The following is a 22981-nucleotide window of genomic DNA, read 5'->3' on the forward strand; positions in this document are numbered from 1 at the left end:
CTGATAATTCTACTCAGATGCACAAAATAGAAGTTCACCCGATTCTCGAGATCAAGGAATCAGAAAAAGTAACTTTCACCTTTGAAGGAAAGCAAATCACCGGGGAAAAGGGATTTACCATTGCTGCCGCCCTTCATCAGGCCGGATATCCGGTGCATAGCCATAGTCTTAAGAACCGGGAAAGAAGTCTCGAATGTGGTATCGGAAAATGCGGTGCCTGCGAAATGCTGGTCGACGGACAAATCAGGCGTATTTGTATCACCCTGGTCGATAATGTTAAGCAGGTAAGTGAAATCCCGCATGATTTCAGTCCGGCCATGGTGGAGCCGGATAAGAAAAACCCGACCCGCGTATTCAAAACCGTCGTTGCCATCATTGGTGCAGGGCCTGCCGGACTTGCCGCCCGCGAAGAGCTGAACAGACACGGAGTGGACAATATCGTTATCGATAACAACGACCGGATAGGCGGACAGTTTCTGATGCAAACCCACCAATTCTTCTTTTTTGAAAAGGAAAAAAAGTTCGGCGGCATGCGCGGGTTCGATATTGCCCAAACTCTTGCCGGAGAAGATCATTCGGGTATTTTCCTGAATTCCACCGTTTGGGACCTGCTCGAAGGGAAACGCATCGCGGTGAAAAACATCAAAACGGATGAAATTTATTATGTCGATGCTGAATATATGGTTGTTGCCACCGGCGCCGTCCCGTTTATGCCTGCCTTTGAGAATGATGACTTACCGGGTGTTTACACCGCCGCGGTCGTGCAGAAGATGATGAACACCGAGTTTACCCTTCTCGGGAAGAATATCCTTACTGTAGGGGCCGGAAATATCGGCTATCTTACTTCCTATCAGCTGATGCAGGCTGGTGCCAATGTTAAGGCCATTATTGAAGCGCAGCCTTTCGAAGGCGGGTTCCCTGTTCAGGCAAACAGGGTGCGCCGGCTGGGAATTCCGGTGATCTTGTCGCATATTCTGCTTAAAGCCATCCCCAACGAAAACCACGACGGAATTACCGGGGCGGTGGTTGCCGAATGTAAGGACTTTCAACCTGTTCCGGGAACCGAAAAAGTAATAGAAGGCATTGATGCCATCAATATCTGTACCGGTCTGGTACCCGACGATCAACTACTGATCAAGGGCAATGAGGTTTTCGGCAGGGCCTGCTTTGGTGCAGGTGATGCCATTCGCATCGGAGAGGGAACCAGCGCCGTACTCAGGGGCAAACAGGTGGCCTTTGAAATCATGAATGAGATCGGAACCAGGTTCAGTTACGATGAGTTTCTGAATATTTCCAAGGAGTATATCGATTCTCAGCAGCATCCGGTAAGGGTGATTGAAAAACCTTTTGAACCTTCGCCTGAACGTCTGGCAGCCAAGCCTTTTGTGCAGATCGACTGCCTTTACGGATTTGCCTGTAATCCCTGCGAATTTGCCTGTCCGCATGGCGCCATCACAAAAACCTCTACCAGCACTGTTCCGAAGATTGACTTTGATAAGTGCATAGGTTGTATGGATTGTGTTTATCAGTGTCCCGGCCTGGCCATTTTCGGCTATAATACCGCCAAGGACTGGTTGTTTCTGCCCATTGAGTATCATGCAGAGGAGAAATCTGAAGTATTTCTTGTGGACAATAACGGGAAAATTCTGGGCGAAGGAATCATTGAAAAGATACTGAAGAAACCAAACAAGACCAATATCGCCAGGGTGAAGGCCACCACCATTCACGGAAATGATCTGATCGGCGTGCGGGGATTTATTGTCAGGGAAAAATATCCTGAACCTGTTACCATGACCCCTGTTGAATACAGGAAGGAGGAGGAAATGTATGTTTGTCACTGCGATGACGTTACCTTGGGCGAAATCCTTGAAACCATCGGCGACCGGAAGTTTATCTCGGTGGATGAGGTGAAACATACCACCCGTCTGGGAATGGGTGCATGCCGCGGGAAACGGTGCATACGGAGGCTGAAACAAACGCTGAGGAATTATGATATTTCGATCGTTGGCGACGCCACCCCCCGCGGGCCTTTATCCAACCAGCTTTCGATGGGAGAGCTTTATCCGCGGGATGTTCATGAAGAGGTGTTTATCAGTGGTAACGGAAAGAAACCGAAGATTGTCAAAGTTAAATCGCTGGTCGCCGGCGGCGGTATCGGCGGATCGGCCCTTTTCAGGTATCTGGCTGAAGCCGGCGAGCAACCGGTACTGGTCAATTCGGGCAGAGGGGCGTCGTGGCGGAATATTGCCGGAGGACGGCCGGCATTCAGTCTTCCCGAAATTGCCGACATCGCCCGGCATAACCTCGAAATTTTCAAAGATCTTCAGAAGATCCATGATGTGAATTTCAGGCAGATCAATTATGTGAATTTTGCCCATGATGAGGCAACCTATAAAGCCCTTGAATCGGCACGCGCCTGGTCCGACGCTTACATGGTTGAACCGAAAGACTATGCAAAAGAGATCTCTTCTTTCATCAACCCGGGACTTGATACATACATAGGAGCGCAGATAACCCGTGATTGCTGGCAGGCCACCCCCGGTCGCGTCATTGACCTGATCCGCCGGATCGGTATCCGCAATGGAGGCACCGTAAAGGAAGACTGCAAACTGATCGCGGTGCATCGCGACGGAGACACCTATAAAGTACTGGTGCAGGATCATGACAAACAATACATTGAATATCATACACAGGTTTTTGTTAACGCCCTGGGTCCTGAGGCGGCTAAGTTTGCCAATATGCTGGGCATTGAAACTGGCCTTTATCCCGTGAAACATCAGGCCTTTATCACCCGCAGGCTCCCCATGATGGGGTTGCACGGCAGTCCGCTGGATATGATCATCGACCGCAGAAAGTATAAGGGATTTGTTGCGGTATATGGTCAGCAGCTTGCCGAAACCGGTCAGATTATCGGTTGCGCTTCCCCTGCGGTTGATCCGATGGAAACAGACAAGAATTTGAAGATCAATTCGCAACAATTCCTTGAAATTGCCTCGGAGGTATTTGTCAACTGGTTCCCCAATCTCGCGTCGGTCGGCTTCCAGGCAGTCTGGGCCGGTTATTATGTTGAACCGCGCATGATTATTGATCCGGAGCTTGGTTTGTTTGTCGGATTAAGGGGGCAGGGTTTCATGCTTGGACAATACCTTGCCAAAATTTATGTGGATAAACTATTGGGGAGGCCGGTGCCTGATTATATGAAGCGGCTTGCCATGACCGGCGACGGCTTACCCGAGAAGGCCTTTAAGTAATTGCCGGATTCACGCACTATCCGGTTTTACCGGGGATTAGGTTGCGGCTGAGGAAGATAGCCGGGATTTTTTATTTGGTTATCATAATTTTAATTTCTACTTTTGCACCCCTTAAACCTGAAACAATTTAAGCAGTGGATTACCTGAAACAATTTGTAATTCCATTTGTTGGTTTAAATGCTGGAAACCACAGGTTTAGCTACGTCATTGACGATAAGTTCTTTGGATCGTTCGACTATGGGGAGATCAGGGAAGCCAGTGTTCAGGTGGACCTTGAACTGAATAAAATGGAGCGGATGCTTGTCCTCAATTTTCAGATGAAAGGAACCATCAGGGTGACCTGCAGCCGTTGTCTTGATGAATTTGATCTGCCTGTTGAGGGTAAGGAAGAATACTTTATCAGGTTTGGTCAGGCTTACTCGGAAGAAGATGACAATGTGCTCATCATTCCTGAAAATGAGACGCATATTGATATCTCATCGCTGATCTTTGATTACCTTCATCTGATGGTTCCTTACAGGGTGGTTCATCCCGTGAACGAACAGGGTGAAAGTACCTGTAATCCTGATATCCTGAAAAGGTTGAACGAGCTGTCATCCCATGGTGAAACGGATAGCCCCTGGGATAAGTTGAAAGACTTGAATTTTGAATAAATAATAACACTTAAAAAAAACCGAAATGCCAAATCCAAAACATAGGTTTTCAAAAACCAGGACAGCAAAGAGAAGGACGCATTACAAAGCAGTAGCTCCTACGATTACCATTTGTTCAAATTGCGGAGCCTCTGTTCTGTACCATCGTGTTTGCAGCGAGTGCGGTTACTATAAAGGCAAGCTTGCCATTGAAAAAGCGGCCACAGCTTAAGCTTCCGCCTCTTGCAGTCACGCTTTTCTAACCAAAACAAAGTCAGATGAAAATCGGACTCGATGTTATGGGCGGTGATTTCGCCCCGGTTGCTACTATTGCCGGAGCATTACTAGCCCAGAAAGAATTATCGCCGTCTGATCGAATTGTGCTGATCGGGGAAACCGGAATTATTTTGGGCGAACTTGAAAAGCACCATGCAGACCCGGGGCTTTTCGACATCGTTCATGCACATGATGTAATTGGCATGGGAGAACATCCCACGCATGCCATTGTGCGCAAGCCGGAATCAAGCATCAGTATCGGGTTTAAAGAGCTTAAACACAAGCGGATTGATGCTTTTGCAAGTGCCGGCAGCAGCGGGGCGATGCTCGTAGGTGCCATCTACAGCGTTAACAACATCCAGGGCGTGATCCGTCCCTGTACTTCCACTGTTTTGCCCCAGGAGAACGGAGGCCTCAGCCTGCTGCTTGACATTGGCACAAATCCCGATGCCAAGCCGGATGTAATGTATCAGTTTGGCCTGCTCGGGAGCATCATGGCCAGAAATGTATATAAGATCAATAATCCCAGGGTAGCCCTGCTGAATATTGGTCATGAGGAAGGTAAGGGAAATCTTTTGAGCCAGGCAACCTATCAGCTGATGAAAGAGGGCAAAGACTTTAACTTTACCGGAAATATTGAAAGCAGGGATCTCTTCAAATCCAAGGCTGATGTAATAGTCTGTGATGGATTCACCGGTAATATACTACTGAAAAACATCGAAGGAATGTTCAGGATGATGATGAAGCGTGGGATTACCGATGATTACTTCACCCGTTTCAATTATGAAAATTACGGCGGAACGCCGGTTCTTGGTATCAATTCCACAGTAATTGTCGGGCACGGTATTTCGAATGATGTCGCCATCAAAAACATGTTGTTGCTTGCCCGGGATGTTTACCATGCCAGGCTTTCACAAAAAATCAAGCGGGCGCTTTCCAGGGTAACTGTTGTTGTTAGAGATTAAATTAATATTTAACTGAACTGCCGATGACTAAAATAAGAGCTGCGATTACCGGAGTGGGTGGTTACGTTCCTGATTATATCCTGACAAATGATGAACTCAGCCGGATGGTAGACACCTCCGACGAGTGGATCATGACCCGCATCGGCATCAAAGAGCGCCGGATACTGAAGGGTGAAGGTAAAGGCACTTCAGATATGGGTGCAGAAGCTGTGAAGGAATTGCTCCGCAAAACCAACACAAAACCCGAAGAAGTTGATATGCTTATCTGTGGTGTGGTTACACCCGACATGCTGTTCCCTGCAACTGCAAATATTATCGCCGACAAGACCGATATCCGGAATGCCTTCGGATATGACATGAATGCCGGTTGCTCCAGTTTTCTTTACGCACTGACTGCCGCTTCAAAGTTTGTTGAATCGGGATCTCATAAAAAGGTTATTGTGGTTGGCGCCGACAAGATGTCGTCAATTGTGGATTACACCGACCGGGCCACCTGTCCGATATTCGGCGATGGTGCTGCTGCGGTTATGCTTGAGCCGGTAGCGGAAGACTACGGTGTGATGGATGCCATGCTGCAGAGCGATGGTGTTGGCCGAATTCATCTGCACCAGAAAGCAGGTGGATCGGTTAAACCGCCCACCCACCAAACCATTGATGCCCGCGAACATTACATCTATCAGGAGGGACAGGCTGTTTTTAAATGGGCTGTTTCCAAAATGGCAGATGTGTCGGTGGATATGATGAAAAAACATGGGATTACTTCCGAAACCCTGAACTGGCTGGTTCCGCACCAGGCAAATATGCGCATCATCGAGGCCACGGCCCAACGCATGGGCATAAAAAGAGAGCAGGTAATGATCAACATTCAGCGTTACGGCAACACCACTTCTGCCACTTTGCCGCTCTGCCTCTGGGAATGGGAAAATCAGCTCAGAAGGGGAGATAACATTATCCTGGCTGCCTTTGGCGCGGGATTCACCTGGGGCGCAGTTTACGTGAAATGGGCCTACGACGGCGATAAGGTGGTCAAATAGCTGGATTTTATCCGGATTCCATCTGAAAATTTACAGGGCCTGTAATCCGTTACAGGCTTTTTTTATACTTTTAATTCAGCCGGGGCATACCTCCAATCCGATTCCGGTGTTTCACAGATACTCCCTTATGCATTCCCGAATGAAAATTGTACGTTTTACTTCCGGTCAGCATGAATTTACCGCCCTTTCTCGCCGGATCAGGTATCAGGTTTTTGTAAAGGAACAGCAGGTGCCCGAAGCGCTTGAATACGATGAATTTGAAAACTCCAGCCTCCATTACCTGGTTTTTGCTGACGGCAAGGCAATAGCTACCTGCCGGCGACGCGAAACATCAAAAGGCATTAAACTGGAGCGGTTTGCCGTGGTCAGTGAAGCCCGGGGCATGGGCGCCGGTGAATTGATGGTAAGGCATCTGCTTCAGGAAGTTTTACCCCTGAACAGGCCCGTTTACCTGCATGCACAGGTGCAGGTAGCCGGTTTTTACGGGAAATATGGATTTGTTGCGGAAGGTCCGCGTTTTGAAGAAGCTGGGATAGATCATTATCTGATGATTTACAAAAGGGAAGAGAATACATGAACAAATTGTTCACCTTCACAGAAACATGGGAAAGGGTTTCAGACAATTCCAACTTCCGACCATATGCCGTGATTATACCTGCTCACTGACCTGATACCGCATTTTTTAAGCATCTCTTCAGCCTGCCCGAACAACAGGCTGATTTCAGACGGTTGGTGAGCATCGCTGCTGATGGTTACCGGGATATTTCTTTCATGAATGATGCGCAGAATGGTCTCGCCGGGGAACAGGCTGTCGCTGCGGCCTTTGTAAATCCCGCGGGTATTTACCTCAACAATCACTTCCTTTTCGGCAATCAGCGCCAGGGTTTCATTTACCAGACTGGCATACCATTTTTCATCTTCCCTGAACCAGCGGCCCTGGTTGTGCATCTTGATTTTATCCAGGTGTCCGATGATCGCGAAGGATTCATTTTCCAGCATACTGTTGATCTGGTGCCAGTAAGCGGTCACGGCCTTCCGGATATCGCCGTTATAGAACTGTTTAAGCCCTTCATCATAGGTTTCACGCTTTGGCCCGTCGATAAACCACAGGTTATCCGGATAGCTGTTCCCTACCAGGTGAACGCTTCCGATAATGTAATCAAGGCCGAGCGATTGTTTCAGCTTTTCAAATCCGGTGCTGAGCGTTGGAATATAATCGGCTTCAAGTGCCAGCAGCACCTCGATCCGGTCACTGAAAGTTTCGCGCAGTTTCCTGATTTCCGAAGTGTAAGCAGCTTCAGAACCCGGCTTCAGCGCAAAAGTGTTTTCGAAAGGAAGCACGGAATGCTCCGAAAATCCGAGTGCGGAAAATCCCTGCCGTACAGCTTCTTCAATATACTCAACCGGCGCTGATGAACCATCAGAGTAATGGGTGTGGGTGTGGTAGTTATGTAAGGTGTTCATGTGTTTAGGTGTTCAGGTGTTCAGGTGTTCATGTGTTCGGGTGTTCGGGTATTTATGTGTTTAAGTGCTTCGCAATGTTGCAATGTGGAAATATGCAAATGTGCAAATATGGAAATGTGTAAATCCTTCCTCAAGCGGGACATGTCGTGAAAATGAAATCCAGGAATTATGATGCATAATTAGCGCTTATATTACAAAAGATCAATCTGTTTAGAAATTTAAAATCAGGTTTTAGAAATTCGGCAGGTTCAGGTGTTCGGGTGCTCGGGTGCTTCGCAATGTTTCCATATGAAAATGTGGTTATGTGTAAATGTAAACCAAAGATTTCAATGTGAAATGTTGCTTATATACCTGAAAAACAATCTGTTTAGAAATTAAAAATTTGAACTTGGAAATTCCGCAGGGCCGGGTGTTCATGTGCTCTTGTGTTCAGGTGAGCAGCACCTTTTGATAAATTACCGTCCCTCGCCCCTCGTCCCTCGCCACTTTAAACGAAATCCAAAATCCAAAATCCGCAATTTTACCCTGAGCGCAGTCGAAGGGCCGCAATCCGCAATCCCACGTTCCTGCACGCTTTCCGGATTCAAAGTTTTTCAGTTTGTACCTGGAACAAGGGGTGACCGGCATCTACCACCAGGTAAACCTTATCTCCCCGCCTGAGGGTTTCGGTAACCGGTACCGAGCAATGATCGCCTTTTACCGCCTGTCCTATGGGCTTCAGTTCCACCCTGATCTCATCCGCTTTACCTTCATATGCGCCTGTAGTGGGTCCTATCACCAGGAAACTGTCTCCCACGCTCAGTGAGTGGGTTTCAATCTTGATTTCAGCAACATTCAGCTTTGCAAAAAAATTGACAACCTTACCAATGTAAACCTTTTTTTGTGTTGCCTGAGAGCCATAACGCTCCGACCATTCCCCTGTTTTTTCGCCGAGGTAGTAGCCGCTCCAGAATCCACGGTTGTAAACCTTGTTTACTTCAGCAGTCCACTTTTCAACGTTTTCGCGGGTATATTGCCTGTTTTTCCAGGCCTCCACCGCTTCATGATAGGTCCGGGTGACGGTTTTCACATATTCCGCAGAGCGGCCGCGGCCTTCTATCTTCAGCACGGTTACCCCGGCATCGAGCAAACGGTCGAGGATGGGCAGGGTCATCAGGTCTTTGGGCGACATGATGTATTTATTGTCAACTTCCAGCTCAATCTGGTTATCAACATCCTTAACATGGTAGGCCCTGCGGCAGGGTTGCATGCAGGCGCCCCGGTTGGCCGATGAATTGAAATTGTCGAGGCTGATGTAACATTTTCCCGAGACCGCCATACACAGCGCCCCGTGAACAAATACCTCAATCTGAACCAGTTCCCCTTTCGGACCTGTAATCAGCTCTTCACGGATGGCGCGGGTTATGCCCTCCATTTGCCCGATGTTCAATTCCCTGGCCAGCACCATCACATCGGCATATTTCGCATAGAATTTTACCGCTTCTGTATTGGTGATGTTGCATTGCGTAGAGATATGAATTTCCACCCCCTGGCTCCGGGCATAATCCAGCACGGAAAGGTCGGAAGCAATGATTGCACTGACGCCGCTTTTTTTGGCCAGGTCCACCATTTCGCGCATCAGGGGCAATTCCTCGTCGTAAATAATTGTGTTGAGGGTAAGGTAGGATTTCACCCCGTGTTCCCGGCAGATTTCAGTGATACGGCGGATATCGTCGGGCGAAAAATTGCTTGAGGAGCGTGCACGCATATTCAGCTGCCCCGCTCCGAAATATACCGACCCGGCTCCGCCCTGTATGGCTGCCATCAGCGCATCAAACGACCCGGCCGGCGACATAATTTCTATTTCCTGCATCCGGATTTTTTTTGCAAAGGTAGTTTAAATCCATATCTGACAGAAGGTTCCCTTGCTCCGGCAACCTGAAGGTACTGTGCTGATTGATGCGTAGCTGTCAGAAAGCGGATTTCCGGACATGCCCGGGGAGCCCTTTCCGGATAATTCATCATTAGCTGATCACGGGTTCATACAGCGAATAAAATGCTTAATCACCATTGTCCGGATAAAATGAAGAAAGAATTTGCCACAAATACACGAAGACACTAAGTATCACTAAATGAGAAAAATAAATTTGTGCAACCTGGTGCCTTTGTGCCACTTCGGCAGGCTCAGTGCATCGCTTAGTGGCGAAATATTTAAAAGTAAGTTGTATGCTGTTACAATCTTCTGAAACCAACACCTATATAGCATTCCGGTCAAATTATAATAATTTCCCCGGACAACAATGAATGCTTGATTAGTCCATTGAAAAGTCAGTCGGATTGGAATTACAAAAAAAGTCCTATAATTGCACCACGACACGCTTACTTTTAGGCTTTAAGCACATTAACAATTACTACCCGGGGTCAGTTCCTGAATGAAATGATACTGATCCGGCACTAAACCAGCTTAGAGAAGAACTTTGATGGACAATCCCCGCGTTTTTACTGATGTACCGGCAGAGGAGTTCGCAGCAATCCAATCGCTTGCGGGTATATTACAATTCAGGCATTTTTTCATTTTTATTGCCGATCGTTCGGGATCTGCAGTCAGCATCAGGGAGCTGCTTTTTCAGTATCCCGGCGGTCCTGCCTCACCGGTACCGGATGCCGGACATTTGTCGCAGGCTGTCTTTAAAGCCCTGCATGGCCCGGTAATCAATGGAAACAAAGCAGTATCCTTAAGCCTGACCGGACATTTCAGGATGCCTTTTGGCGATAGGGTATACACGGCATTGATATATCCACTGGAAGAACAGGCATCGCTGCTTTTCCTGTTTGATAACGGGGAACAGGGGATCCACGGACAGTCGCTTGAACTGTTGAGCGCTGTGTGCCGGTTGGTTTCGGTGTCGGTAAGCAACAGGGTCAGCAATTCTGCCCTGCTTTTCGAAAAAACAAAGTACAAGCACCTGTTTGCATCGGCTCCGGAAGCGATCGTAATGGTCGACGGTGAAAACAGGATACTGGATGTCAATCCTGAATTTGAACGCCTGTTTCAGTTTAAGGGACATGAAGTGCTGGGGAAAAAACTTGATGAGATGATCTCGCCCGGTCTGATGCTGGATGAAGCACTGGAACTAACACGTTCCAACTGGGAAGGCCGGAAGGTGATGGTGGAAAGTAAAAGGATGAAGAAGGATGGTTCCTGGTTTGATGTATCCATTTTGGGAGTCCCTTTCAACAATAGCTACGGTCATCAGCGGATTTTCGGAATATACAGGGATATCAGTGAGCGGGTCAGGGCCGGGGAATTGCTGAAGAACAGAATAGACTTTATAGAATACATGAGCCGGCTTTCGTCCGAACTGATCAATACGGATATCGGGAACATTGATAACATTATCGAAGGTGCCCTTGAAAAGGTCGCCCTTTTCACAAAGGCGGAACGAGCCTATCTGGTAGGGCTTTCCGACGATGAAGAATACATCCGCATCACACACGAGTGGGATGATGACATCAGGCAGTCGCACCGTTCAGGGCAATCTTCCATCTTAGTCAGGGATTTAAAGGAGTACTTTAGCAGGCTCAGGGCCGGCGAAATATTTCAGCTTTCCAGGGAAGAGGCCGGTATTGCTGAAGGAACAGAAGAACTCCCGTTTTTTTTCGATTTGCTGAACATTGAATCCTTGATCAATATTCCGCTCTTTGTCGGAAGGGAATTTATGGGTTACATCGGGTTCGATACCTATAGCCGGCCGATTCAGTGGGATGAGCAAAGTGTCAATATTTTCAGTTTAACCGGTCAGATCCTGGTGAATGCACTGTCGAGGAAACGGACCGAGGAGAAGCTGAAAAATGCGCTGATGAGCGCGGAGGCTTCGGATAAGCTGAAATCGGCTTTTCTGGCAGGGATATCCCATGAGGTAAGGACCCCGATGAATCATATCATGGGATTTATTGATGTCATTAACGAGGGAGATCCCGGCCCTGATGAACGCAGAGAATACCTGCAAATCATGAAAAACAGCGGCACGCATCTGCTCAGGCTGATTGATGATGTAATTGAACTTGCCATGATTGATTCCGGCCAGGTTCATTTAAGGGAAAATATCTGTGAGCTGGGCCGGTTTATGCAGTCGCTGAAGGTTGAGTTCGAGAATATCCGCAACTCAATGGGCAAAGCAACGGTTGAAATGAAACTTGAAACGCCTGATCAGTATCCCGACCTTGTTGTTCAGACCGATGAATTCAAAGTCAGGCAGATTCTCTGGAACCTCTTGTCGAATGCAATTAAATTTACGCCTGCCGGTACGGTAACTTTCGGATTCAACATTACAAATGACAAAAAGCGGATTGAGTTCTTTGTAAAAGATACCGGAATCGGAATTGATGCTGAATTCCATAAAGTGATATTTGAGCGGTTCCACCGCCTGGATTCCGGGATTTCACGCCAGTATGGCGGTGTAGGACTGGGCCTGCCGATCAGCCAGGGACTTGCGTCTCTCTTTGGTGAGCGGATACAGATAGATTCAGTTCCCGGTCAGGGAACTACTTTCCGGTTCAGAATTCCGCTGAAATTGTATAAACCGGAAAGTACCGGTGGTGTTTCAGTGAATGAAATCCGGAAGGTTTATAACTGGAAAGACAAGACCATACTTATGGTTGAAGACGATCCGGTAAATATGCGTTTTCTGACGGTTTTGCTCACCCGTACGGAAGCAAACCTGCTCTATGCTTCAGATGGCAGGGAGGCCGTTGAAATGATCGCAGAAAATGAAGTGGATCTTGTGCTTATGGATATGCAACTCCCGGTGATGAATGGTTACGAAGCTACCCGGAGGATCAGGGAGATAAAACCGGCTTTGCCTGTAATAGCGCAAACAGCCAATGTGCTTGCTGAAGACAGGGAAGAATGTATCGAGGCCGGCTGTAATGATTATATCCCCAAGCCCATTGATAAAAATGTGCTCTACCGGAAAGTGAACGGTCTGTTGTTCAACCCGGGCGTTGAATCAGCGGATTGAAAGGGATCAGTTGTCGCCGGCAACCCATTCGGCATAGGAGGTTACCGTTTCACGAAGCCTGAGGCTATGCAGGTTTACACCTTCGGGCAGTGAGTTTTTAAGTCTGTCAGCAAAATCCGATAACAGGTTTTCGCTGGTAGGCTGGTAATCAACCAGGATCAGCCTGCCCACAAAATCTTTCATTCCGCTGAATTCTTCCGGGGCTGTAGCCCTGTGAAGCACCAGGGAATGGTCAAATTCATCTACAATCTTTCCGCGGACAATCTCTTTCAGTTGCCTGAAATCCATGACCATGCCATAGTGGGGTGAGGCCGGATCCCTGATCGGTTCTCCCTTTATGGTGACATACAACTCATAGGAATGACCGTGAATATGGCGGCATGGCCCGTCATAGCCGGGCAGTGCATGTGCCATCTCGAATTTGAACTCTTTAGTCAGACGGATAACAGACATGGCTGAAACAACTTATTTGATGATTTTGGCATAGGCCGGCAACTTGCCGGGCTCCTCTATTGCAATGAAATATATCCCGCGGTTAAGCATCGAAGTGTTGACATTTACGTTAAATCCGTCAGCGGTATAATCTGTGGTATATTGTTTACCGGTGATATCCGTAATGGTAATAGTAACAAACTGAGGCTGGTAAAATCCATTGTGGTCAACTACGCAGAAATTCTCAGCCGGTACCGGATATACCCTGATTTGCCGGTTTATTTTATCAGCATAAATTCCGGTAGGGTCACCCCAGATCTGCAGGGCAAACTCAGGGTGATCGATAAACGGATTGCGGTTCTGCTGGTAAGCATAAACGGCATTGTTTCTCTCCGTTTCCTTGGTACTAACCGGATCGTTTTGGTGCCATTCCAGCATCATGGCCAGCGCCCAGGGCCTGAGCTGCGCCCCTATGGTCATATCGCTGCCGGGCCAGTTGCTGTCCTCGTTGTAATAACGCACCGACATATAGAAATAGGTTCTGGCAAAGTCCCCTTTATATTCACTGATGGGCTCAAAAACCACCCCTGAATATCCAGGATAGGAGCAATTACCGAGTTTACTTCCGTTACCTGAAGTATATGTCGGCGATGAAACAGTGCCAAAGGGATAATTGCTGCGTTTGTTGTTTACCCAGCCATCGGTCGGATAGATATGAAACAGGTCGGAGTTCATCGGTGCCTGATCATCAAACCAGCTCTTGGGCCATGAATGTTCACGGTTGTAGCAGTCGCACTCACTGTTGTAATTTCCGCACTGATCAGCGCCAAAGGTCCATGAGCAATTGGAATACATGTCCCATACCTGACCATTGGGCTTGTCGTCCGTTGTCTCGAAAGCGGTCCACAGCCCGGAATAGCTGATTACATTGTGATTGTCAATAATACTGTGCAACGCAGCCTGCAGTGCTGTACCGGTTAACCCGGAAGCATTGTTGTAGTAACCTGCCGGAGGCTGGGCAACAGCGGCGCCAAACAGGGGAAGCAGAAAAATGAAAAGAGCTTTTTTCATGAAGTTTAGAATAATAAGAGAATAAACATGCGCAATGAAAGTATCATAATTACCACCCCTGAGGCTAAAACCATATACCTTACACCGGGCCTCAGGCCTTTCCTGGCGCCAAAGCTTAAACCGGCGTAAGATCCGAGCACTGAAATCAGAAAAAATACGGCCAATGCTGCATAACTGACGGCAATACCCAGTCCGGCTCCCGCTCCGGCCAGAAAAACGCTGAAACTTCCCGCAACCGACCAAAGCAAAAGTGTGGTGAAATTATCAACCAGTATTATCTTCTCTTCAGGGTTAAAGCGGAAAGTTTCCATGGATATTTTCAGCCCTGTAATAAAAATCAGGATAAGGCCGAAAATGATCTTGTTGTCATTAATAAACGGGCTGATGGCTGCTCCGGCAAAAAATCCGGCCATCATCACCAGTGACCTGATCAAAGCCAGGACAACAGGCATTGCCGCCGGTAAAGGTTCGTCAAGTTTCCTGTGCAACGCACCGGTATACCACGATCCTGCAAAGCCTTCTGCCGATAATGCTGCAACAAGAATAAAGATTTCTGCCTGTGTCAAGATGACCCTGATTTGAGCCTGCAAAAGTAATAAAAAATGGGTCAGGTCTGATGGCTGCCGGCAATCTCCTTGTTTCAGATTATCAGCGGTGTAGTACCGTATGGAACCCAAAGATTTCGTGCAGAATATTTTCACAATCGTGAGAGGGGAAGGTTCCTTTAATTGATTAAATTTGTTGTAGATCAATTATAAGCTATGCGAAAGACCAAGATTGTTGCAACCCTCGGGCCGGCGTCCATTGCAGAACCCGTCCTGCGCAGCCTGATGCTGGCAGGTGTAAATGTATTCAGGCTGAACTTTTCACATGGCTCACACGAGGTTCATGCTGCTTCGCTGGAAACCATTGAAAAGCTTAATGCCGAACTCGGGCTTCATGTTGCTGTGCTGGCAGATCTTTCAGGGCCTAAAATAAGGACGGGGGAGGTTGAGTATGATGCGATGGAACTCATGGTTGGCGATGAGGTGACAATCACCTGCAAGGGGGAGCTTTGCCGCAACGGATTGATCAGTGTGAATTACACTGATTTTGCCCGCGATGTAAGGGCAGGAGAAGATATCCTGCTCGACGACGGCAAACTGTTGCTCAGGGCGGTTGAAAGTGATGGTGAAAATACTGTGCGGGCAAAAGTTGTTCAGGGCGGGATTTTAAGTTCCCGGAAAGGGGTTAATTTACCCCGGACCAATCTCAGCCTGCCCAGCCTTTCCGAAAAGGATCTTTCGGACCTGGATTTTGTTATGAAGCACAATATTCATTGGGTAGCGCTTTCGTTCGTGCGCTCTGCCGCTGATATTGAGGAATTGCGTCGCCGGATTGCAGGGTATCCCGAAGCCCGTTCGCTCCGGATTGTGGCAAAAATTGAAAAGCCGGAAGCCGTTGAGAATGCTGAGGCGATAATCCGGGCTTCCGATGCCGTTATGATCGCCCGTGGTGACCTGGGGGTGGAAATTCCCCAGGAGCAGGTTCCCATTGTGCAAAAGAAGTTCGTACGCATGTGCATTGCTGCCTCCAAACCCATTATTATAGCCACACAGATGATGGAAGGCATGATCAACAGCATGCGTCCTACAAGGGCAGAAGTCAGCGATGTTGCCAATTCGGTACTCGACGGCGCCGATGCGCTTATGCTCAGCGGGGAGACCTCCGTGGGCAAATATCCTGTTCAGACGGTGGAAACCATGAACAGGATCATTTCTGATGTGGAATCCGGCGGTATGTATTTCCCTGAAATAAAATATGAAGAAGCTCCGCCTGAGCGAAGGATATCGGATGCGGTTATTATGGCGGCTGCAGATCTTGCCGGAAAAGTTAATGCCAGGGCCCTTATAGCCATGACGCACACCGGTTACTCTGCTTTCAGGCTTGCCAGCCATCGCAAGGGCGCAGGGATATATATCTTTTCGAATAACCGCCGGTTGCTTTGCGCCCTCAGCCTGGTCTGGGGTATAGAGGGGCTTTACATTGAAAAATATACCAGTACCGATGCCGCCATGCTTGATATGCGGAAAGCGCTGATTGCAAGAGGCTGCATTACACAGGGCAATTACATTATTTATGTTTCAAGTATCCCTATCGGAACGCCCGGAAAAACCAATATGCTGAAACTCAGTATTGTCTGAGGACTACTTAACTGCACAGGCGATGGAGGCCACGCTGATGCTGATGCCCGGCACCTGCATCAGGGCATGCCCCGCTGCTTCAAGGGTCGAGCCCGTAGTAATCACATCATCAACCAGTAACACATGTTTGCCGGCCTGTCTGCCCGCATCTGTAAGCCTGAAAATCTCCTTTACATTCTCCCACCGTCTGAATCTCGATTTCCTGGTCTGGGTTTCAGATGCATGTGAGCGGATCAGGGTGCTGGTATCCAATTCTATCTCCATGGATGTGGCCAGGCCGCGCGCGAACCATTCAGCCTGATTGTACCCCCTTTTTTGCAGCTTTCGCGGGTGCAAAGGCACCGGAATTACAGCAGAAATCCCTCCGAAAAGCGGTGATTTGAGCAATTCATTGCCATAAAGTTTCCCGATGTATTCACCGATTTCTTTAAAGCCCTTATACTTAAGCTGATGCACCAGGTGCTGTACTTTACTCCCTTTGGTAAAATAATAGCAGGAAGCTGCTGAAGTAAAATTGATCTTTCCCCAGAATTGTCTGGCCACAGGATTGTCATCCATCAGGTGAAAATTCGTTTTTGGCAGATGATAAAGACAGGAAAAGCAAAGGATGTTTTCCTTTTTGTAAAGTATATTTCCGCATGACATGCAAACCCGGGGATAAATGAGGGAGATAAGGTCTTCGGCAAAACCGGTTATAATTTTCATCTGTATAATGTATTATCTATAGCGAATCCAAACCCGGTAAAATTTATAAACGGCATGCAAGGGCAAGGCCCGGTATTCAATGATATTGGTGCAAATCTTCAGTTTTTCAGGACTACCTTTTTCTAATTATGCAGATGGGCCCTGGTTGAGATAAATGTTAGAATAATTTTCAGTTATTGGTGATGAATGATTATCTGACTTCCGGTATTGTCAATGGGTTACAATTCCTGAGAAACGTACGGAATGTAATTTCTCCGTGGCAGCAATCAATTGACTGGTGGCACATATATAACAGAAGGTTAAAAATAATGAAATTATGGCAAAACCGGATGCCTGCGCATAAAAATATTTCAAAAAAAAGGCTTCCGGTCCGGAAGCCTTTTGAACTATTTCTGTTTCAGATCAGAAGAACATCAAACGATTGTCTTCTATCTCTGCCTTGCGTTTCAAAGCTTCAGTGGCTTCACGCTGGGCGCGGGTACGGAAAGCGTTCTGCAGCATGCGTTTTTCCGTGGTAAAATCGTCTTTGGGAGGAGCGGCGACAAGTTCGTCGTTCACGACAATAAATACGGCCTGGTTTCCTTTTACCGGTTTCGACATCTGACCTGCATCCAGGGTGAAGAGTACGCCGATTACTTCATCTTCCTTTCCATAACCGGGAAGGTTTGAGGCGGCAAAGGCAATTTCATTGGTATCGGCTTTCATCCCGAGCGCGCGGTAGCCTTTGTCAAGGTCGGCAAGGGTCTTGATCTCTTTGTTGATCTCAGCGATCAAAGTCTCCGCTTTCTTATCCCGTTTTACAAGGGGTTCTATAAATTCCCTGAGCTGCTCAAGAGTCGGTACGCCCTTTTCACGGATTTCTTTCAGGTTGGCAACGAGGTATCTGTCGTCAAGGTCAAAAACGGGGGAGATGTCACCAATTTCCCTTTTGCTGTCGAATGACCACCTGACCACTTCACGGGCCTGCTGAATGCCGGGGATGGAGTTCTGATCCTTGCTGATGCGCTCGGCCAGGCGTTTGGTGTAGCCTTTTTCCTCAAGCAGTTTGTTGAACCCTTCGGCATCCTTTGATTCGATGGCAAACTGACTGGCCTGGGTATATACATCCTGCATGGTCTTTGAGCTGGGTTCAATGGCCAGTTTTACCATGGCAACACGCACTTTTTTCACCGGAGCCGTCTTGCCGGTAATTTTAATCACATGATAGCCAAACTGTGTCTCAACTACGGTGATGTCACCGGTTTTTCCGTTCAGCACGGCATTGTTGAATGCAGGAACCATGGCGCCATCAGCAAACCAGTTCAGGTCACCTTTTGTCTTAGCGGCGGTCTGGTCGTCATTCATGGTTTCTGCCAGTTCATCAAATTTGGCGGCACTTGCCTTTACCACATTCAGGATGCTGTCGGCTTTGGCTTTAGCCTGTTCTTTTGTTAAGGTAGTTGCCGGATTAACGTTGGTTCCTTTGTAAGTAACCAGGATATGGCTGGCCTTCAAAGAGTCGGGGCGCGACTGTACATCTACCAGTCTTGCCATGTTATAGACATTGTTTTCGATATACGGGCCGAATGTTGTGCCAACAGGTGAATTAAACATCAGGGAGTCAAGCTGATAGGGCAAGGATCCCTTTTTCATCCAGGTACTGTCGTAACGCTCATCGGAAGTCGCGTTCACAAACGAAACCACATTTTCGGTGGTGGTTAATTCATCGTAAAGTTTTCTGGCCTGCTCGGTGACCTTGTCGCGGTCTTCCTGTGAAGGCAGGATCTCAAAGGCTACATATTCAATATCCCTTGATGCTTCCTGCTGGTATTTGTGTTTATTTTCCTTGTAAAATTTCTCAAAATCTGCGTCTGTAACTGTTACCACGCTGTCGGCAATACTGGTGTAAGAAGCGCCGTAGTAGCGGGCCCTGGCTTTGGTGTTGCGTGCATCATAGTCGCGTTTGGCAAAAGCGGCGGGTACATAGAAACCTCTTGCAATCAGGTTGCGGTATTTGGTATTCAGCCGGTCTTCCTTGATGGCTTTTTCGATGGTAAGATAGCGCTGTTTCATCTGCGGATCAACGTTATCGAGGTTCTGAAGGAAACTGATGACGTTGGCAGGATCGAAAGCGCCGGTTTCGGGGTCGCGGAAACTCTGCTGAATGTAAGTATGCGGATTTTTTCCCCTGATCTGATCGTCAAGTTCCTGGGTGGATACAGTCAGGCCAAGCTGATCAACTTCTTCAAGCAACAGGGCTTCGTTAATTACCTGTTCCCAGGTGGATTGCCTGATCTGGAACTGCTCGTCGGGAGTCAGGTTTTCATTGCCTGTATTCAGTTTCCTGGCTTCAATGTTTTCATCCACACGCTGGTTAAAATCAGTAGCCAGTATCTGTTCTCCGTTTATTTTGCCAATGGTGTTGATGCCACGCCTGGGGCTGCGGTTCGACAAAAGGTCACCCAGTACAAAAGCAGCCAGCGCCACACCGATGATGATAACGAGTAATCCTGAACGTTTACGAATATCTCCGATTAAAGCCATTTTTTAAGTTTTTTATAAGAGGGTGCAAATTTACAATAAAAGTTTAAGGATAAAAATTATTTTGTCCATTGGCTAAAATTATGTAAATAAACAGTATAGCCTTATCCGGGCTGGTAAAATCAAAAAGGGCTTCAGTATGTATCAGGCGGGGTTAACTTTGAGCAAAACCTCTTCGATGCGGGTTTCGGAGGCACGCATAATGGTAAAGAGGAAATTGCCGGCACGAATCTCCTCGTTTTCGGCCGGAATGCTTTCGTGGTACGAAATGATAAATCCGGCAAGTGTTTCATAATCATCCGATTCCGGAAGGCCCAGGCGGTATTTCTGGTTCAGGTAATCAATTTCATGACGGCCCGAGAAGAGGTAGGTATTCTCGTCGATCTGTCTTTCGGCCAGCTCCTCAACATCATATTCATCGTCAATTTCACCGAAAATCTCCTCGATAATATCTTCAATGGTCAGCATGCCTGCAGTACCGCCGAATTCATCCACCACAAGCGCCACACTCCTGCGCTCGCCCATAAACTTATTCAACAGGGTGCTTGCAGGCATGGTTTCCGGAACAATCATCACAGGTTTTGTGATTTCCCTTATGGATGCCGGTTTTCTGAAAAGATCATAAGAGTGGGTGTAGCCGATGATATTATCGATGCTATCCTGGTAGATAAGCACTTTGGAGTGCCCCGACTCAATAAACAATTCATTCAGTTTGTCAATGGATTCATTCTGGTTCAGCGCGATGATCTCATTACGGGGGACCATGCATTCACGCAGTTTGATATTTCCCAGATCCCTCGCATTCTGAAACATCTGTATTTCCTGATAATCGTCGCTCTCCTCAGGCTTGCTGGCGGTGGATTCGCTCAGAAAGTGGTCGAGGTCAACCACTCCGAATGCATAGTCAGGCTGGGTGATATTCACCTTGAAGAGATATTTGAGTATCAGTTCTGAAAGCCCGATGAAAAAGAAGATGACCGGATAAAAGAGAATATAGAACAGGTAAATGGGGATGGCAAAAAAACTCAGTATGCTGTTCGGATTGATCCTGAAAAGAACTTTTGGCAGGAACTCTGCAAACAGTAAAATAATCAGGGTCGATACAAGCGTCTGTGCGATCAGCAGCACTGCATCTGCCCCGGCTACTGAGGGGAGGAGCTGCCTTATCGGTTGTTCAAGGATACGGGCAATATAGATACCATAAATTACAAGGGCAATGTTGTTCCCGAGGAGCAGTGCACCGATAAAACGTGAAGGTTTTTTAACGAATTTGGAGAGTATCCTGGCCGGAAGAAAATCCTTGTTTTTGTCAACCTCTATCTTCAGCTTGTTTGCTGTAACAAAAGCTATCTCCATACCGGAGAAAAATGCCGAGAAAAGAATTGTAATTACAACAGGAATGAGTAATTCCATCTGGATTATAAAACAGTTTTATGCAAAGTTAGTAATTATTGGAAGTATTTCCTCATCAGTCTATTGGTCTTCATTGATATACATCTCTCCCCTGGGCTTTTTGATTGTCCAGCTGTAGAATTTTTCATCTGCTTCCATGCCCTCACCATAAAGGATTTTATCAGGGGTGGTAATGGAAACCATCTTATCCGAGTTCACCCTTTTCGTCTGCTGGTTCCAGATAAGATGTTCCGTATTCAGTTTTTCATTTTTAAGGTAATTGGTCACCACCACATTGCGCCGGGCTTCCATTGTTTTGGCCATTTCGTTGTTAATGCCGTAATCGGCGGTGATTTCCGTCCTGACCTTTTCCGGATTCAGCGAATCGTAAAAAATTACCCTGAATCCTTCCGGAAACCTGATCACGGCGCCTTCGGGGGACTCGTAGCGACGGAGCACGGGGGCGGTGAGGGTATATTTGATCCTGCCTTGTTCGCTTTCCGAGATGCTTACTTCTTTTGCGTACATTGTTGCGCTGGTGTCAGGCTGATTGAGCCGGGCGATTTCACCCGGGTCGTTTTTACAGCCAAAAAGCGCTGCCACCAGGATGAAGGTGGCAACGCTTCCGGGCGTAATTTTAATAAGGGTTTTACCTGAAAAGGATTTCACAAATCAAGACTTATTTGGCTGCCCTGATGGTAGTGGATTCGTTAATCCAGCATCCGACTGTATAGGAACCACCTTCGTTCAGGTCGCGGAAGAACAGGTCGCTGGCCGGCGGGAAGTGTCTTGAGTACTGGCCGATCTTATTGTTTGCTTCTGCTTCGACCGAAGGATCAACGCTGCGGGCTTTCACATATTTATCCACTGCAGCCCAGAATACGGTTTTTCCACCCATGTCATCCTCTGTACACATTGAGGAACTGGCAGCATAGAGATCGCCGATAAGGATGTAGGCTTTGCCGTAGTTGGGATCAAGCTGCAGTATTTTCTGCGCGTTGGCACGGGCCTGTGAATAATTGCGCTGGTTGAAATTGATGTTGGCCAGCAGGTTCAGCGCCTTGATCTTGTCGGTATTGTCTTCGAAAAGATTGGCGGCCTCCTGCATATATTCAGCGGCTTTGGAGATGTTGTTCTTCTCCAGGTTCAGGCTGCCCATCAGGTAAGCCGACTGGGCGCTGGGCTGCAGTTTATGCAGCTTTTCTGTGGCCTTGAAGAATAATTCCGAATCGGTGCACTTTTTGCGTTCAAGCACATTGGTGATCTTGCTCAGCAATTCAATATCATCCGGTTTCTCGGTGAATTTTTTATCATAAATACTGATCAGATCCGGGCAGGTTGCAAACGGTTCGAAGGTTGATTCGACGTTGGCCTTAATGTTTTCCCAGTTGGCCAGTTTTTTGGGATTGTCCTGATTCAGTTTGAGGTTATGATCAATGATCTCACTGATCTGATCGTAGCCGTCAACAATGGCTGATTTATCCATTTTCTGAAGGTCAACCATGGAGATGATGGCCCTGAAGTAATAGACCAGCACAGCGCCTTCCGACTTCTTCCCTGCCAGTTCTACCGACTTCTTCAGCACAGGATAAATCTGTTCTGTTTTATCTGTACGGTAAGTGAAAAGATCGATGCCTTTACGGCCGAGCACATAGCCTTCGCGGTTGAAATACCGTATACGCTGGTCATAAACCATCATCAGGGTATCGATCAGTTTTTCGCGCAAAGCAGGATCTTTGCATTCATCAACCTTAGTGCTGATGATTTTGGCACCATCGATGTAAGTATTCTGGCTGGCAATGGGGCAGTTGAAAAACACCCAGCGCCAGTGCGGCAAGGCATCTTTATAATTTTTCTGCTTATAAAACTCCCGGTATAATGACAGGTGCATTACACAGGTGGCTGAATCAGCACCGTATTTCGGACCGGCAGCTGTTGCCTTTTCTTCAGAATCATCATCGGTCTGCGCCCTGGATACCCCGGTAAAACCAAGGCTGATCATCAGGAGGAAGATTAATGCTTTTACACCCTTTTTCATGACATCGTAATTTTTATT

General features: G+C 47.5%; 18 protein-coding genes. 8 read left to right on the forward strand and 10 right to left on the reverse strand.

The window, feature by feature from the left end:
- Positions 1 to 17: 17 nt before the first annotated feature.
- The 6 genes from TBC1_RS00185 to TBC1_RS00205 all read left to right on the forward strand — a co-directional run bounded on the left by TBC1_RS00185 (position 18) and on the right by TBC1_RS00205 (position 6735).
- Entirely contained in the window at positions 18 to 3251 is a 3234-nt protein-coding gene (locus tag TBC1_RS00185) for an FAD-dependent oxidoreductase (RefSeq protein ID WP_062036792.1), read from the forward strand.
- 134 nt (positions 3252 to 3385) lie between these two features.
- Complete coding sequence (locus TBC1_RS00190) at positions 3386 to 3904, forward strand: YceD family protein (RefSeq protein ID WP_062036795.1); 519 nt, start codon at positions 3386 to 3388, stop codon at positions 3902 to 3904.
- Between the two features lie 25 nt (positions 3905 to 3929).
- On the forward strand, positions 3930 to 4115 hold the full coding sequence (gene rpmF / locus TBC1_RS17360; RefSeq protein WP_082189414.1) for a 50S ribosomal protein L32: 186 nt from the start codon (positions 3930 to 3932) through the stop codon (positions 4113 to 4115).
- A 46-nt stretch (positions 4116 to 4161) separates the two neighbouring features.
- On the forward strand, positions 4162 to 5124 hold the full coding sequence (gene plsX / locus TBC1_RS00195; RefSeq protein ID WP_062036798.1) for a phosphate acyltransferase PlsX: 963 nt from the start codon (positions 4162 to 4164) through the stop codon (positions 5122 to 5124).
- A gap of 23 nt (positions 5125 to 5147) precedes the next feature.
- Positions 5148 to 6158, forward strand: coding sequence for a beta-ketoacyl-ACP synthase III (locus TBC1_RS00200; RefSeq protein WP_062036801.1), 1011 nt, complete (start codon positions 5148 to 5150; stop codon positions 6156 to 6158).
- Positions 6159 to 6297: 139 nt separating this feature from the next.
- The gene (locus TBC1_RS00205; RefSeq protein ID WP_062036804.1) at positions 6298 to 6735 is read left to right on the forward strand and encodes a GNAT family N-acetyltransferase; all 438 of its coding nucleotides are present in this window, start codon (positions 6298 to 6300) and stop codon (positions 6733 to 6735) included.
- Between the two features lie 38 nt (positions 6736 to 6773).
- On the opposite strand, the gene TBC1_RS00210 is transcribed toward TBC1_RS00205, so the two are convergent.
- Positions 6774 to 7622, reverse strand: a complete 849-nt coding sequence (locus tag TBC1_RS00210) for a histidinol-phosphatase (RefSeq protein ID WP_062036806.1) — start codon at positions 7620 to 7622, stop codon at positions 6774 to 6776.
- A gap of 583 nt (positions 7623 to 8205) precedes the next feature.
- The gene (locus TBC1_RS00215; protein WP_137305313.1) at positions 8206 to 9480 is read right to left on the reverse strand and encodes a peptidase U32 family protein; all 1275 of its coding nucleotides are present in this window, start codon (positions 9478 to 9480) and stop codon (positions 8206 to 8208) included.
- Between the two features lie 601 nt (positions 9481 to 10081).
- Here TBC1_RS00215 and TBC1_RS00220 point away from each other — a divergent pair.
- The gene (locus TBC1_RS00220) at positions 10082 to 12622 is read left to right on the forward strand and encodes a response regulator (protein WP_062036812.1); all 2541 of its coding nucleotides are present in this window, start codon (positions 10082 to 10084) and stop codon (positions 12620 to 12622) included.
- Positions 12623 to 12628: 6 nt separating this feature from the next.
- Here the strand turns inward: TBC1_RS00220 and TBC1_RS00225 are convergent, their stop codons facing one another.
- Genes TBC1_RS00225 through TBC1_RS00235 form a run of 3 tightly spaced genes read right to left on the reverse strand, consistent with a single transcriptional unit; the run spans position 12629 to position 14691 of the window.
- Positions 12629 to 13075 carry a 6-pyruvoyl trahydropterin synthase family protein gene (locus tag TBC1_RS00225; protein WP_172668782.1) on the reverse strand — a complete coding sequence of 149 codons (447 nt, stop codon included), beginning with the start codon at positions 13073 to 13075 and terminating at the stop codon, positions 12629 to 12631.
- Between the two features lie 12 nt (positions 13076 to 13087).
- Positions 13088 to 14125, reverse strand: a complete 1038-nt coding sequence (locus tag TBC1_RS00230) for an endonuclease (RefSeq protein ID WP_062036815.1) — start codon at positions 14123 to 14125, stop codon at positions 13088 to 13090.
- Positions 14126 to 14130: 5 nt separating this feature from the next.
- Positions 14131 to 14691 (reverse strand): hypothetical protein, encoded by a 561-nt coding sequence (locus TBC1_RS00235; RefSeq protein WP_137305316.1) that lies wholly within the window; start codon positions 14689 to 14691, stop codon positions 14131 to 14133.
- A gap of 195 nt (positions 14692 to 14886) precedes the next feature.
- On the opposite strand from TBC1_RS00235, the gene pyk reads away from it, so the two are divergent.
- Entirely contained in the window at positions 14887 to 16308 is a 1422-nt protein-coding gene (pyk, locus tag TBC1_RS00240) for a pyruvate kinase (protein WP_062036821.1), read from the forward strand.
- A 3-nt stretch (positions 16309 to 16311) separates the two neighbouring features.
- On the opposite strand, the gene TBC1_RS00245 is transcribed toward pyk, so the two are convergent.
- From TBC1_RS00245 to TBC1_RS00265, 5 genes are all read right to left on the reverse strand, one after another.
- Positions 16312 to 17013, reverse strand: a complete 702-nt coding sequence (locus tag TBC1_RS00245) for a ComF family protein (RefSeq protein WP_062036824.1) — start codon at positions 17011 to 17013, stop codon at positions 16312 to 16314.
- Between the two features lie 402 nt (positions 17014 to 17415).
- On the reverse strand, positions 17416 to 19536 hold the full coding sequence (locus TBC1_RS00250; protein ID WP_062036826.1) for a peptidylprolyl isomerase: 2121 nt from the start codon (positions 19534 to 19536) through the stop codon (positions 17416 to 17418).
- A 141-nt stretch (positions 19537 to 19677) separates the two neighbouring features.
- Complete coding sequence (locus TBC1_RS00255; protein WP_062036829.1) at positions 19678 to 20946, reverse strand: hemolysin family protein; 1269 nt, start codon at positions 20944 to 20946, stop codon at positions 19678 to 19680.
- Positions 20947 to 21006: 60 nt separating this feature from the next.
- Positions 21007 to 21594: an LPS export ABC transporter periplasmic protein LptC gene (gene lptC / locus TBC1_RS00260; protein WP_062036832.1), complete on the reverse strand. Its 588-nt coding sequence runs from the start codon at positions 21592 to 21594 to the stop codon at positions 21007 to 21009.
- A 10-nt stretch (positions 21595 to 21604) separates the two neighbouring features.
- The gene (locus TBC1_RS00265; RefSeq protein WP_172668783.1) at positions 21605 to 22963 is read right to left on the reverse strand and encodes a tetratricopeptide repeat protein; all 1359 of its coding nucleotides are present in this window, start codon (positions 22961 to 22963) and stop codon (positions 21605 to 21607) included.
- Between the last annotated feature and the right edge of the window lie 18 nt (positions 22964 to 22981).

This window comes from Lentimicrobium saccharophilum (assembly GCF_001192835.1).
Lineage (GTDB): Bacteria > Bacteroidota > Bacteroidia > Bacteroidales > Lentimicrobiaceae > Lentimicrobium > Lentimicrobium saccharophilum.

Coding starts and splice junctions, on each gene's coding strand:
- TBC1_RS00205 (WP_062036804.1), top strand. CDS start 6,298: ATGAAAATTGTACGTTTTACTTCCGGTCAGCATGAATTTACCGCCCTT.
- TBC1_RS00230 (WP_062036815.1), bottom strand. CDS start 14,125: ATGAAAAAAGCTCTTTTCATTTTTCTGCTTCCCCTGTTTGGCGCCGCT.
- TBC1_RS00210 (WP_062036806.1), bottom strand. CDS start 7,622: ATGAACACCTTACATAACTACCACACCCACACCCATTACTCTGATGGT.
- rpmF (WP_082189414.1), top strand. CDS start 3,930: ATGCCAAATCCAAAACATAGGTTTTCAAAAACCAGGACAGCAAAGAGA.
- TBC1_RS00245 (WP_062036824.1), bottom strand. CDS start 17,013: ATGAAAATTATAACCGGTTTTGCCGAAGACCTTATCTCCCTCATTTAT.
- TBC1_RS00250 (WP_062036826.1), bottom strand. CDS start 19,536: ATGGCTTTAATCGGAGATATTCGTAAACGTTCAGGATTACTCGTTATC.
- TBC1_RS00185 (WP_062036792.1), top strand. CDS start 18: ATGCACAAAATAGAAGTTCACCCGATTCTCGAGATCAAGGAATCAGAA.
- TBC1_RS00200 (WP_062036801.1), top strand. CDS start 5,148: ATGACTAAAATAAGAGCTGCGATTACCGGAGTGGGTGGTTACGTTCCT.
- plsX (WP_062036798.1), top strand. CDS start 4,162: ATGAAAATCGGACTCGATGTTATGGGCGGTGATTTCGCCCCGGTTGCT.
- TBC1_RS00265 (WP_172668783.1), bottom strand. CDS start 22,963: ATGAAAAAGGGTGTAAAAGCATTAATCTTCCTCCTGATGATCAGCCTT.
- TBC1_RS00225 (WP_172668782.1), bottom strand. CDS start 13,075: ATGTCTGTTATCCGTCTGACTAAAGAGTTCAAATTCGAGATGGCACAT.
- TBC1_RS00220 (WP_062036812.1), top strand. CDS start 10,082: ATGGACAATCCCCGCGTTTTTACTGATGTACCGGCAGAGGAGTTCGCA.
- TBC1_RS00255 (WP_062036829.1), bottom strand. CDS start 20,946: ATGGAATTACTCATTCCTGTTGTAATTACAATTCTTTTCTCGGCATTT.
- pyk (WP_062036821.1), top strand. CDS start 14,887: ATGCGAAAGACCAAGATTGTTGCAACCCTCGGGCCGGCGTCCATTGCA.